Source organism: Streptomyces sp. NPDC079020 (genome assembly GCF_044542225.1).
Classification (GTDB): domain Bacteria; phylum Actinomycetota; class Actinomycetes; order Streptomycetales; family Streptomycetaceae; genus Streptomyces.
Map to the genome: position 1 here is coordinate 342,093 of NZ_JBITUB010000007.1, position 12,251 is coordinate 354,343.

Below are 12,251 nucleotides of genomic sequence, written 5' to 3' on the forward strand. Positions count from 1 at the left end.
GCCGCCCACCACTGACAACGCCCCGCGGACAGCTCAGCCCGGACTGCCCGGCACCGTCTCATCGGTGTCCGGTACGGGTGTGTGCGGTACGGGCGTGTCCGGTGCGGGGTCGGCCGGTACGGGCGTGTCCGGTGCGGGGTCGGCCGGTACGCGGTCGGCCGGGAACGGCTCGTCCGCCCGCTCCGCCCCGGCGAATCCCGCCGGGCTCACCGGCACCTGCGGCCCCGAGAGTTCGCTCAGCCAGCGGGCCAGTACCCGGTGGACGGTCTCGGCACCCACCAACTCGCTCCCGGACACCCGGCTGCCGCTCTCCGCGCCCTCCTCGCCCTCCGCTGCGACGATGTCGAACGGGTCCGTCAGGGCGCGCGGCCACAGCAGGAAGGGGCGCGACTGCTCGCCTCCGAGCCCGCCGTGCGAGCCGATCTGTTCCTCGAAGGCGTGCACGAAGCCGGTGCTGGGGTCGTACATCGAATTGACCATGATGTCCGCGACGTTCCGGAAGGTGTCGGTGCGCCGCACCGCGGCCGCCGCACCCGGGGCGAACCCGGCCAGCGGGCCCGTACCGTCCTTCAGCTCCCGCACCGGGACCTCGGCCCCGCCCCGGCCCAGCACCACCGAGCCGTGCTCCTCGCTGCGGACGAGGAGGAATCCGATCCCCGGGTGGTTGGCCAGCGTGCTGAGCAGCGCGGGGTGGCGGCGGTCGAGCTGTTCGCGAGAAGCGCGGCCCGGGATGTCGGGGAAGGAGAGCAGTCCGAGGTTTCCGGAGGCGAGCACGATCGGGTCGGAGAGCTTGGCCGGGTGCTCGGCCTCCTTCTCCTCCACGGGTCGGTGCAGCGCGATCCGGACCGCGTCGCGCGCCTCCGAGGCGCTGCGGGTGCGCTGCGCCCGGCGCGGTACGGGCAGCCCGCAGCCCGCCCGTACCAGGTCCTTGAGGGTGAGCCCGTACATTCCGGCGAAGGTCTCCCCCGGGCTCTGGCCGTGGTCGGAGAGCAGCACGATCCGGTAGGTGCGCGGGGTGTGCTCGGCGACCTTGGTGATCAGAGCGAGGGAGCGGTCGAGCCGGGCGAGGACCTTGTCCGCGTCGCGGCTGTGCGGCCCGGAGTGATGGGCGACCTCGTCGTAGGCCACGAGGTCGGCGTAGACGGCGGTGCGTCCGGCGAACATGTCGCCGATGACGGCGGAGACCACCACATCGCGTTCGACGACGGTGGCGAAGGCCCGGATGAAGGGGTAGAGCCCGCCCCGCTTGATCCGGGGCGCCTCCTTGCGCAGCCGGGCCAGGGTCGACTGGCCTATCTCGCGGCCGACCTCGGCGACGAAGGACAGCGCGGTACGGACGGCGTTGGCCGGATCGGAGAAGTACGCGAAGTACCCGGCGCGGGACCGGCGGCCCTTGCCCCGCCGGGCGGCCATCGACAGGACGAGCGCGAGCTGGTCGGCGCCGCCGCTGAAGAGGTTGCCGCGGCTCGCGCCGTCGACGGTGAGCAGTCCGCCGTCATGGGTGTGCGCTATGGCCCGGCGCTGCATGTCGAGGGCGCTCGCCGGTCGGCTGGAGACCATAACGGTCCCCGTCTCCTTCTCGTACCAGCGGAAGGCGGGCACATCGTGGTTGCTGCCGTGCAGGATGGCGAGCTGGCTGGCACCGGTCTGGCTGGACCAGTCGGTGCGCCACGGGGTCAGCCGGTGGCCGGATCCGTCGGCGAGCCGGCCCGCGACGGCCGGCATCAGCCCGTCGGCCGCCGCCCTGGTCAGAACGTCGTGGCCGACCCCGTCGAGCTGGAGGAAGACGATGCCGGGGGGTCCGCCGCGTCCGCCGTCCGCGGTGCCGGCCGTGCCGCTGCGGCGGCGCCGCCGGTCGGCGAGCCGGGAGAGCCTGCGCCGGTAGGCGTTGTCGTCCCGCACCGCGAGCGCGGTGGAGGTCGCGGAGGCGACGGCGGACATGACGGCGGCGACGACCACCGCCGTCTGGGGGTCGGCCGCCCCGCGCCCGTCCGGGATGAGCCGCAGGGCGATCAGCAGCAGGGAGCCGTTGAGGAAGAAGACCAGCATGCCGAGGACCAGGGCGGGCACGATGAGCAGGGCCCGGACCAGGACGGGCCAGACCAGCGCGGAGAGCAGGCCGAACGCGCCCGCGCCCCATGCCGCGGTGAACGCGGTCTTGGTGATGCTGTCACCGTCGTCGGACTGGAGCTGGAAGTCGGGCAGGATCCCGGCCAGCGCCAGCATCGTCAGGGTGGACACCGCCCACACCGCGACCACTCTCATCAGGGCGCTGCCTGCCGTACGCCATCGCCCGTCAACCACGCCGTTCCACCTCACGTCCGGGTCCGTCCGTCGTGGACCCGGACCCAGCCTTTCACAGCGGGTCCCCCGGACGGCGGAGCCGGAGTGCGGAGCGGGACCGCAGCCGCTCCCGGGGTGATCAGCAGCCGTCGTAGCCGGCGGTGGGCATGGACAGCCTGCGGTGGACGCCGGCCTTCGACCGTGCCGTGTAGTCCGGCTCGTCCAGCCCGGCGAGTTCCAGGCGCACGCCCCGGCGCTCGCACTCCGCGGTGAAATCGGACACCGAGGTGACCGCCCGTGCGAGCACCCGGTCGTTGGGCGCCACGAACAGCTCGACCTGACCGTCCTCGACATCGCTCCACAGGGCGCGGTGGTCGAAGCGGAGCCCGTAGACACGCAGCTGCCGGGTGACGGCGTAGCCGTGCCCCGCCGCCCAGCGCGCGCACATGGCGTGCTGGCTGCGGGTGTCGACGAGGAACGGATCGCCGTCGAGCTCCTCGAGCGGTGTGAGGCTGGCGATGGCCGCCACCCGTACGTCCCCCATGAACGGTCCCCCCGTATGTGGAATCCCGGGGGCCGACCCTACCCGGTCGGTAGCCGTCCGTAACCGGTCGTACCGCCGCGGAATCGGGCGACAAGGCGCACTCCGGCGTGCCACCGGCGCGCGGCGCTTACGCTCGTACCCGGAGCCGCGGTTCACCGCGGCTCCGGGGCGACGAGCGAGGAGGCGGGACTGCCGGTGGAGGTCACCTGGTGGGGTCATGCCACCTGCACGGTCGAGGACTCCGGGGTGCGGGTGCTGACCGATCCGCTGTTCGTTCGGCGTCTGGCACATCTGCGCCGGCGCCGGGGCGAGCTTCCGCCGCCCCGGGCGACGGTGGCCGATGTGGTCCTGATCTCCCATCTGCACTCCGACCACCTGCATCTGCCGTCGCTCGCGCGGCTGGCTCCCGGCAGCCGGCTGATCGTGCCCGGCGGAGCGGTGGCCACCGTGCCCGGTCTGCGGATGCTGCGCCGGATGCGTGCGTTCCGGATCACCGAGGTGGCGCCGGGGGATGTCGTCCGGGTCGGCGAGGTGCGCGTACGGGCGGTTCCGGCGCTGCACGACGGGCGGCGGCTGCCCTTCGGCCCGCGCCGGGTGCCCGCGCTCGGCTATGTGGTGGAGGGTGAGGCACGGACGTACTTCGCCGGGGACACCGGGCTGTTCGACACCATGGCCGAAGCCGTGGGGCCGGTGGACGTGGCGCTGCTGCCGGTGGGCGGCTGGGGGCCGAACCTCGGCCACAGCCATCTGGATCCGGCCCGCGCCGCCGAGGCGCTGACCCGGCTGGGGCCGAGTGCGGCGGTACCGGTCCACTACGGCACGTACTGGCCGATCGGGCTGGACGGTGTGCGTCCGCACGAGTTCCACTCGCCGGGCGACGAGTTCGTCCGGCAGGCGGCGCGGGTGGCCCCGAAGGTCGCGGTGCATCTGCTGGGGCACGGCGAACGGGTACGGCCGGAGGCCGGCCGGTGATCCATGAGATCCAGGGGGTCGTGCGCGAGCTGCCGGCCGAGTCGACGCAGCAGGTGGTCGGCTATCCCTCGTTGTTCCTGCTGGTGGCCCTGGGGTCGCTGGTTCCGGTGGTGCCGACCGGGGCCCTGGTGAGCTCGGCCGCGGTGGTGGCCTTCCATCAGACGGCACCGTTCGCGCTGCTCGTGGTGTTCGTCGTGGCGTCGTCCGCGGCGTTCCTGGGGGACATCTGCCTGTACTGGCTGGGGCAGCGCGGGGTGCGTTCCAGGAACGGTTCGAAGTGGCTGGAGACGATCAGCCGCCGGGCGGCTCCGGAGCGGCTGGCGCAGGCGCAGCGGAAGCTCGACGAGCACGGTGTGGTGGTGCTGGTGCTGTCCCGGCTGGTGCCGGCCGGCCGGATACCGGTGATGCTGGCCTGCCTCCTCGGCCGGATGCCGCTGCGGCGGTTCGCCCGGGGCGACGTACCGGCGTGTCTGGCGTGGGCGGCGACGTACCAGCTGATCGGCATTCTGGGCGGTTCGCTCTTTCCGGAACCGTGGCAGGGCGTGGTCGCGGCGGTGGGGCTGACGCTGCTGATCAGCGGTGCCCCGGCGGTGTGGCGCAGGCTGCGGACGAAGAGCGGTAGCTGAGACCGGCCGGCCGGGCGGTCCCGCCGGCGGGGCTCATCTCAGTTCGTCGAAGGCCGCCGCGAAATCACTCAGCGCCTTCGCCACATGCGGAAGTTTCAGGGGCTCCACCGCGGTGAGGGATTCCCGCTGCTCCTGCGGCGTCGCTCCGAGCAGCGGCCCGGTGCCCAGGCGTACCCGCAGTGCGCCCAGTTCGTCGCCGAAGCGGTGTCCGCCGGGAGCCGGGGCTCCGAGGCGGCCCGTCAGATACTCCTCCAGCTCCATCGAGTCCGTGACGCCCCGGGTGGCCAGCCGGGAGCGGAGCGGGCCGAGGTCGGCGTAGAGATGACGGCCCGCCTGCGGGGGTCTGGCCAGCGCCCCCGACGCGAGCACGGCGCGGTGCGCGGCGGCGGCGACCCGGGCCTGGAGCTCCGCGGTCTGCCGGATTCTGGCCGTGACGGAGTCCGGCTCCCCCAGCGCGTGGGCCGCCGCGTGCGCGACGGGTCCCGCGACCAGTGCGCCCAGCGCGGTGAGGATGTCGAGGGTACGGGCGTGGCGTACGGCGGCCCGCCCGGTGTCCGGGAAGCGGGCGACCGCGACGGGCCAGGCGGCCGGGGTCAGCGCGCCGGCCAGGTCGCTGACCACCGTGACCTCGCCGGGGAACATCTCGGCGGGGCTCAGCAGGACCGTGTCATGGGGCCGGTGCAGGGTGTCGCGCCAGGTCTCGTCGCTGATGATGTGCAGCCCCTCGGCGACGGCGGCCTCGCACGCCTCGTTGACCAGCTCGGGCGGTGCGACGGTGGCGGTCGGGTCGTCGGCCACGGAGAGCAGCAGCAGCCGGGGTCGGCCGCCCTCGGCCCGTACCCGGCGCACGGTCTCCAGCAGGGCGTACGGGTCGGGGATGCCGCCGCATTCGGCCGGGGTCGGCACATGGTAGGCGGGCCGGCCGAGCAGCCGCGCCTGCGGCATCCAGGTGGTGGGGCAGGGGCGCGGCATCAGGACGTCGCCGCCGTGCGCGGCGATCAGCGCGAGGAGCAGGGACTGAGCGCCGGGGGCGGCCGCGACGTGCTGGGGGCCGCCGCGCAGCCCGCGGCGGGCCCAGTAGGCACAGGCAGCCTCGCGCAGTGCGGTTCCGCCGCCGGGAGGTTCGGGCCGGGCCCCGTCCGCCGCGGCGGCCAGGACCTCGGCCAGCTCGGGCAGTACCGGCAGGCCCGGGTCGGGGGCGGGCGGACCGAACCGGACGGGACCGTGGTCCTCCCGCACGTGATGCGCCACGTGCCCGTCACGCCCGGCACTTCCGGCGCTCCCGGCACCTCCGTCGCGCCCGGTACTCCCGCCGTTCCCACCGTTCCCACCGCTCCCGGCACCTCCGTCGCGCCCGGTACTCCCCGTACTCCCGGCACTCCCGGTCCCGTGCATCCCGGCCCTCCTCCGCTCGCCGCCTCCGCGTTCCCCGCCCGCTCCTGCCCCCGTCCGTACCTCGTGCCCGCGTCACGCCCGCTTCGTACCGTCGTACGTCCGTGCTCCGGGTCTGCCGTACGTACCGCGCACCCGTGCCTGCCGCGTACCTGCCCACCGCGTACCCGCACTGCCCTCAGGGCCCTTTATACGGAGGTTTGGGACACGGCGCCCGTCCAGCTGTGCGAACCGGCCGACGCCGGCCGGTCCCCCGGTCAGCCGGCGAACGGTGTGCCCGGCAGACCGAGTCCCGCGTCCGGCAGGACCAGCAGCGAGCCGGAGAGCGGGGGCGGGGCGTCGCAGCCGGTCCGGGCGGAGGTGATGTACAGGTCGCGCAAGTCCCGGCCACCGAACGCACAGGACGTCGGGCGCGGTACCGGCAGGGCGACCGTGCGCTCCAGCCTGCCGTCGGGGGTGTAGCGGCGCAGGGCCCAGCCGTTCCACAGCGCGACCCAGACACAGCCCTCGGCATCGACCGTCAGCCCGTCGGGGGCGCCCGCGCCGGGCTCGATCGTCGCGAACGGGCGGCGGTCGCGCACGTGCTCCCCGTCCACGTCCAGGACGTCGATCCGGAGGGTGGGCGTATCGATGTAGTACATGAGCCGGCCGTCCGGGCTCCACCCGGTGCCGTTGCTGCACGCCACCGCACCCACCGTGTCCGTCACCGTGCCGTCGGGCGCGACGCGGTGGAGGCCGCCGCCGGTCTCGGCCGCGTCGTCCCGCATGGTGCCCGCCCACAGGGAACCGTCCGGTGCCACGGCGGCGTCGTTGCCGCGCCGTCCCGGGACCGGGTCGTGGAACAGCCAGGAGAAGGTGCCGTCCGCGTCGTAGCGCCCGATGCCCTCGCGCAGATTGACGACCAGGCCGCCACCGGCGCGCGGCTTGGCCGCTCCGACGTGCTGCCCGGTGGCCATGACGGTGCGCCGGCCGGTCTCCGGGTCGTAGGTGTGGACGCGGCAGGAGAGGATGTCGACCCAGATCAGCCGCCCGGTCGCCGGGTCCCAGGTGGGTCCTTCACCGAGCTGCGCCTGTTCGCGCACGGCCACTTCCGGTCGGATGTTCATGACTGCTCCAGGTGATGTCCGGGCCGCTCCGCGCCCACCCTTGTACACGCGTACGACGCCCGGTCATCGTACGGATCCGCTTGCGCGGCCCGGCTCCGCGGGGGCGGCCGCCGCCGGTGTGACCTTCGCCGCGGCGCGCCTGCCGATTCATCATGGCCGGGCCGGGTATTCGCTGACCCATGCCCTCACCACGCGTCATGCCCTCCGTCCCCTCGTCCTTTCCCTTCCCCGCCTCCTCCCCCGTCCGCTCCCCCGTCCCCGCGCCCGTGACGGCCCGGCTGCGCGGGCTGCTGCACAGCGGTGACCTCGCGCTCTTCCGGAACGTCGCCGCCCGCAGCTGGCCGGCCGGCGACGCGGTGCTGCCCCGGCTGAGCCGCGGCGCCGATCACGGGCTGCTGTGGTTCGGTGCGGCGGCCGCGATGGCGGCACTGGGCGGCAGCGCCCGAGCGCGCCGGGCCGCGTTGCGCGGGGTCGCCTCGCTGGCCGTCGCCTCGGCGGCGATCAACACCGTCGGCAAGCGGGCGGTGCGCAGGGAACGGCCGGTACTGGACCTGGTCCCGCTGGTGCGGCAGCTCAAGAGACAGCCGTTCACCACGTCCTTCCCCTCCGGTCACGCGGCGTCCGCGGCGGCCTTCGCCACGGGGGTCGCCCTGGAGTCGAAGGGCTGGGGTGCTGTCGTCGCGCCGCTCGCCGTGGCCGTGGCCGCCTCCCGCGTCTACACGGGCGTGCACTATCCCGGCGATGTGCTGGCCGGCGCGGCGCTCGGTGTGGGGGCCGCCTTCGCCCTGCGCGGAGTCGTACCGACCCGGGGACAGCTGCCGCCGCCGGGGAGGCCGCCGGCGACGGCTCCGGCGCTGGTGTCCGGCAAGGGTCTCGTCGTCGTGGTCAACGAGGAGTCCGGCACGGCGACCGCGACCGCGTCGCTGGTGCGCGACGCCCTGCCGCTCGCCGAGGTCGTGGAGTGCGCGCCCGGCGAGCTGTCCGGGGCACTGGACGGGGCGGCGGGCCGGGGCAGCGCGCTGGGAGTCTGCGGAGGTGACGGCACGGTGAACCTGGCGGCGGCCGTCGCGGCGACGCACGGCATCCCGCTCGCCGTCTTCCCCGGCGGGACGCTCAACCACTTCGCCTACGACCTGGGCATCGAGACGGTCGACGACACGGCGGCCGCTCTCGCCTCGGGCGCTGCCGTCCGGGTGGACCTGGGACGGTTCCGGCCCGGTCCCGAGGGGCCCGACGGGGCGGACGGCTACTTCCTCAACGCGTTCAGCCTGGGGGTCTATCCGGAGCTGGTACGGACCCGGGAGCGCTGGGCGCCCCGGATCGGGGGCTGGCCCGCCGGGGTGCTCGCCGCCTTCGAAGTGCTGCGCGGACAGAGCCCCCTGGAGGCCGAACTCCAGGGCAGGCGGCGGCCTTTGTGGCTGCTGTTCGTGGGCAACGGGCTCTTCCAGCGGGTGGGCCCCGCCCCCGGGCGCCGGCACAACCTGGCGGACGGCCTGCTGGACATCAGGGTGGTCCACGGCGGCCGGACTCCCGGCCTGCGGCTGCTCGCGACGGCGGTCGCCGGACCGCTGACCCGTTCTCCGATGCACGCGGCGGTACGGCGCCACCGGGTGCGGATCGCCGGACTGGCGCCGGGGACCCCGTATGCGTACGACGGCGAAGTGTCGCACTCCGGGAAGGAGTTGATGATCGACAAGCTGCCGGAAGCACTCACCGTCTACTGCCCGATGACCGTATGACACAGGCCCCGATGACCGCATGGCAAGACGGCTATCTCAATATTCGACATCGCGGCGTACCGTGGCCGTACCGCTCGCGGGAGAGAACACCCGGAAGAGAACGCCGGAAGAAATATCGAGAGAGGACGCACGGCCATGCCGAAGGAGACCGCTGTCTACACCCACGGCCACCACGAGTCGGTGCTGCGCTCGCACCGTTGGCGGACCGCCGCCAATTCGGCGGCGTACCTCATCGGCGAACTCCGCCCCGGCATGGCGGTGCTGGACGTCGGCTGCGGCCCCGGGACCATCACCGCCGATCTGGCGGCGCTGGTCGCCCCGGGACCGGTGACCGCCGTCGACAGCTCGCCCGGCGTCCTCGCGCAGGCCGCCGGGGCGGTCCGCGAACGCGGTCTGGACAACGTCACGTTCGCCGCCGCAGATGTCCACGCGCTGGACTTCCCGGACGACTCCTTCGATGTCGTCCACGCCCATCAGGTGCTCCAGCACGTGGGCGATCCGGTCCAGGCCCTGCGCGAGATGCGGCGGGTCTGCCGGCCCGGCGGCCTCGTCGCCGTACGCGACAGCGACTACGCGGCGATGACCTGGTATCCCGAGGCACCCGGCCTGACCGAGTGGCTGGAGGTGTACCGCCGTACGGCGCGCGCCAACGGGGGCGAGCCCGACGCGGGCCGCCGGCTGGTCTCCTGGGCCCGGCGGGCGGGCTTCACCGACATCACCCCGACCGCGGCGGCCTGGTGCTTCGCCACACCGGAGTCCCGCGCCTGGTGGAGCGCCATGTGGGCGGACCGCACCACCGGTTCGGCGTACGCGAGGCGGGCGGTGGAGGGCGGCCACGCGAGCGCGGAGCGGTTGACGGAGATCGCGGGGGCCTGGCACGCATGGGGCGCCGAGGACGACGGCTGGTTCATGGTCCCGCACGGCGAACTGCTGTGCCGCGCCTGACGCCCGCGCCTGTCAGGCCGGACCGCGAACCGGAAAGCCACGGTCCGGCCGCGCGGAACTGATCACACGCCCCGGGGGCGCCAACTACCCTCGTACGCATGGAAATCATCGGAACCACTCTGCGCATCTGCGTCGACGACCTGGAGGCCTCGGTGGCCTTCTACGAGACCCTGACGAGCACTCCGGCGCTGCGCTTCGAGCGCGGCGGGGTCTCGGTCGCCGCGATCGGCTGCTTCCTGCTGATGAGCGGACCGGAGTCGGAGCTGGAGATCCTCCGCAAGGTGACCGCGACCATCGCGGTCAAGGACGTCGACGAGGCACACGCGGCCCTGACCCGCGTCGGCGCGCACATCGTCGCGGGCCCGGTCCCGACCCCGGCGGGCCGCAATCTCATCGCACTGCACCCGGACGGTTCGGTCTTCGAGTACGTGGACCGCAACGTACCCGCCTGACCCGGCCGTCCGGGCTCCGTACGCTCAGTTCTTCGGGCGCATCCGGTAGTTGTACGCGTCCGGCAGCGGCTCCTCGCTGACCGCGGCCCACAGTTCGCCCAGGATCTCGGCGCCCTCGCGCAGATCGGCGACCTCGAAGCCGGCGTCGAGGAGCGCCCGCGCCGCCCCGGTCTCCCCCTGGGCGACCAGGATGCGGGCGTCGAGGAGCCGGAACCTGCCGCGCTCGCGGACGGCGGGGTCCAGGGCTGCCCACACCTCGCGGGCCGCCGCCGGACGCCCGGCGGCGAGCTGCGCCTCGATCGCCTCACGGGCCAGCGCCGTGGCAGCGGCGGCCCAGGACGCGGACTCGTCGTCACGGCGTTCCGCGCAGAGGTCCTCGAACGCCTCGGCGTAGAGACCGGCGGCGCGGTCCGCCTGGCCGCTGTCCTGGGCGGCGACGGCGAGACAGCGCAGCAGCGGCCAGCGGAACGTGGCGAGGGCGAGGCCGCGTTCCCAGCTGCGGACGGCCTGGGCGCGGTCGTCGGCGTGCCACTGGGCGATTCCGAGGTGGTACTCGGTGAGCGCGTCCGCGGGCGCGGTCTCCAGCATGTCGCGCCAGTGCGGGGAGACCAGCGAGGGTCCGGGCGGGCCCGCCCGGCGCGGCCGGGGCAGGGCGCCCTGGTGCAGCAGCTCCAGCCAGGGGCCCTGCTCCTCGCCGAGGGTGGACTCGGCGAAGGGGGTGCCGGGCAGATCGAGACCGGCCCGCTTCACCTCCAGGGCGCCCCAGCCGGAGCCGGTGGCGAGGACATCCGCCGGCTCGGTGTCGGCGAACGGCAGCCACGCCGCGTACGCCGCGTCGACATCGGTGCGCGGCAGGGCGTCCGCGAGCCGCCGCTCCGTCTCGGCGCGGGCCGCTCCCCAGTCGTCGCCGTGCACGACGGCGGGGTCCGCGGACAGCGGTCCGTACGACTCCAGCCAGCTGAACTCGGCGCCGGGTTCGAGGGGGACGTGCTCCAGCTGGGTGCGGGCCAGACCGGCCTGGATCTCGGCGTAGCCGCCGGTGCCGGGTTCGGTCAGCCACTGCTGCCAGCGGCGTCCGCCCGCGCCGCTGCCCCAGAGGAAGAGCTTGCGGCCGCGCAGCAGATCGGTGGAGGTCTGCACCAGTCCGCGGCCGTCCCCGTCCAGGGCGGCGATCCAGCGGCGGGCGCCGTCGGGCACCTCGTAGAAGTAGTCGGCCGGGTACTCGCTGCGCAGCGGGTACGTGCGGTCGGTGCCGCCGGTCTCCGGGACGGGAACCCGGGTCAGGCTCCGCTCGTACCCGAAGTGCCAGGCCTCGTCCGCCGGGGCCAGGATCCGGGTGCCCTCGCTCTCGGGGACGGCGATGTTGGACCACCAGTAGACGGGCGCGGGGTGCTCGTGCGGGTTGCGTATCCGTACGCCGACATGGAGGAAGTCGGAGTCGTCGGGCAGCCACAGGTCCACCTGGAAGGGCAGGTCCCGCAGCCGCTCCCACTCCCAGAGCCGGACCATCCGGCCGCCGTCCGGGGCCGGGACCACGGCCGCGTGGACGGGGGCGCAGGAGAGGGTGGTGTGGCCGGTGGCGCCGATGTTCCATTCGATGCCGCCGGAGAACCAGGCACCGTTGAGCGCGAAATCGGCGGGCTGGAACACAGGGTTGCGGTAGACCAGTTCGCGGCCCGTCGGCTTGTGGTGCAGGGAGTGCAGCCGGCCGCCGAGGCCGGGCAGCACCGTGGCGCGCAGCCGGTCGTTCTCGATGACGATCGCGTCGAGGCCGGTGGGGGTACGCTCACGCCCGTACCCGTCGAGGACGCGCACCGGCAGGACCGTGCGCAGCGGCTCGTGGCCGAGCTGGCGCGCCATGTCCCTGGGCAGTCCGGGCCGCTCGCGCTCGTCGACGGCATGCGGTTCGTCGAGCGTCCGCAGGGCGGGCAGCGGATTCTCCGGTCCCCGTGGCGCCGCGGGCAGAGTCAGTACGGCACGTCGTACGGTCGTGGCCAAGACAACCTCGCTCCCTCGCACGGGCCGCCGCAGGTCCGGGCGCCCCCGATGACCATGGAACACGCTGGACGCCGACCCGGCCAGGGGCGGAGCCGTCAGACTTCGGAAAAGGAGTGGACGCCCTCCGCCGGCCTTCCGGCAGGGGGAAATTCCCTGGGCCCGCCCGGCCTGCCCGCCGTACCCTTCGGTCCGCA

At 74.2% G+C, this 12,251-nt stretch carries 10 protein-coding genes; 5 read left to right on the plus strand and 5 right to left on the minus strand.

Going from position 1 to position 12,251, the window contains the following annotated elements; genetic code table 11:
• Nucleotides 1–33: 33 nt before the first annotated feature.
• Both ACIGJO_RS17580 and ACIGJO_RS17585 read right to left on the minus strand, forming a co-directional pair.
• A complete protein-coding gene (locus ACIGJO_RS17580) occupies nt 34–2,265 on the minus strand; it encodes a phage holin family protein (RefSeq protein WP_399959001.1) in 2,232 nt (743 codons plus the stop codon).
• 157 nt (nt 2,266–2,422) lie between these two features.
• Nucleotides 2,423–2,827, minus strand: coding sequence for a hypothetical protein (locus tag ACIGJO_RS17585; protein ID WP_399958823.1), 405 nt, complete (start codon nt 2,825–2,827; stop codon nt 2,423–2,425).
• 195 nt (nt 2,828–3,022) lie between these two features.
• Here ACIGJO_RS17585 and ACIGJO_RS17590 point away from each other — a divergent pair, with 195 nt between their 5' ends.
• Both ACIGJO_RS17590 and ACIGJO_RS17595 read left to right on the plus strand, forming a co-directional pair.
• Entirely contained in the window at nt 3,023–3,799 is a 777-nt protein-coding gene (locus ACIGJO_RS17590; protein ID WP_399958825.1) for an MBL fold metallo-hydrolase, read from the plus strand.
• Nucleotides 3,796–4,425 carry a DedA family protein gene (locus tag ACIGJO_RS17595; protein ID WP_399958827.1) on the plus strand — a complete coding sequence of 210 codons (630 nt, stop codon included), beginning with the start codon at nt 3,796–3,798 and terminating at the stop codon, nt 4,423–4,425. Before ACIGJO_RS17590 ends, ACIGJO_RS17595 begins: the two co-directional genes overlap by 4 nt.
• A 33-nt stretch (nt 4,426–4,458) precedes the next feature.
• Here ACIGJO_RS17595 and ACIGJO_RS17600 read toward each other — a convergent pair whose 3' ends face one another.
• On the minus strand, nt 4,459–5,664 hold the full coding sequence (locus ACIGJO_RS17600) for an aminotransferase class I/II-fold pyridoxal phosphate-dependent enzyme (protein WP_399959003.1): 1,206 nt from the start codon (nt 5,662–5,664) through the stop codon (nt 4,459–4,461).
• 410 nt (nt 5,665–6,074) lie between these two features.
• A complete protein-coding gene (locus ACIGJO_RS17605; RefSeq protein WP_399958829.1) occupies nt 6,075–6,923 on the minus strand; it encodes an SMP-30/gluconolactonase/LRE family protein in 849 nt (282 codons plus the stop codon).
• 179 nt (nt 6,924–7,102) lie between these two features.
• Here ACIGJO_RS17605 and ACIGJO_RS17610 point away from each other — a divergent pair, with 179 nt between their 5' ends.
• The 3 genes from ACIGJO_RS17610 (at nt 7,103) to ACIGJO_RS17620 (ending at nt 10,059) form a co-directional block, all read left to right on the plus strand.
• Nucleotides 7,103–8,662 (plus strand): bifunctional phosphatase PAP2/diacylglycerol kinase family protein, encoded by a 1,560-nt coding sequence (locus ACIGJO_RS17610; protein WP_399958831.1) that lies wholly within the window; start codon nt 7,103–7,105, stop codon nt 8,660–8,662.
• A 135-nt stretch (nt 8,663–8,797) separates the two neighbouring features.
• Nucleotides 8,798–9,607 carry a class I SAM-dependent methyltransferase gene (locus ACIGJO_RS17615; RefSeq protein WP_399958834.1) on the plus strand — a complete coding sequence of 270 codons (810 nt, stop codon included), beginning with the start codon at nt 8,798–8,800 and terminating at the stop codon, nt 9,605–9,607.
• Nucleotides 9,608–9,705: 98 nt separating this feature from the next.
• Nucleotides 9,706–10,059, plus strand: a complete 354-nt coding sequence (locus ACIGJO_RS17620; RefSeq protein WP_399958836.1) for a VOC family protein — start codon at nt 9,706–9,708, stop codon at nt 10,057–10,059.
• Between the two features lie 24 nt (nt 10,060–10,083).
• Here ACIGJO_RS17620 and ACIGJO_RS17625 read toward each other — a convergent pair whose 3' ends face one another.
• Nucleotides 10,084–12,057 carry a DUF5107 domain-containing protein gene (locus ACIGJO_RS17625; protein WP_399958838.1) on the minus strand — a complete coding sequence of 658 codons (1,974 nt, stop codon included), beginning with the start codon at nt 12,055–12,057 and terminating at the stop codon, nt 10,084–10,086.
• Nucleotides 12,058–12,251 lie beyond the last annotated feature (194 nt).

Excerpts from the sequence above, each read along its gene's own strand:
- ACIGJO_RS17585 (WP_399958823.1), bottom strand. The coding sequence starts at position 2,827 with ATGGGGGACGTACGGGTGGCGGCCATCGCCAGCCTCACACCGCTCGAG.
- ACIGJO_RS17620 (WP_399958836.1), top strand. The coding sequence starts at position 9,706 with ATGGAAATCATCGGAACCACTCTGCGCATCTGCGTCGACGACCTGGAG.
- ACIGJO_RS17615 (WP_399958834.1), top strand. The coding sequence starts at position 8,798 with ATGCCGAAGGAGACCGCTGTCTACACCCACGGCCACCACGAGTCGGTG.
- ACIGJO_RS17610 (WP_399958831.1), top strand. The coding sequence starts at position 7,103 with ATGCCCTCACCACGCGTCATGCCCTCCGTCCCCTCGTCCTTTCCCTTC.
- ACIGJO_RS17605 (WP_399958829.1), bottom strand. The coding sequence starts at position 6,923 with ATGAACATCCGACCGGAAGTGGCCGTGCGCGAACAGGCGCAGCTCGGT.
- ACIGJO_RS17580 (WP_399959001.1), bottom strand. The coding sequence starts at position 2,265 with ATGAGAGTGGTCGCGGTGTGGGCGGTGTCCACCCTGACGATGCTGGCG.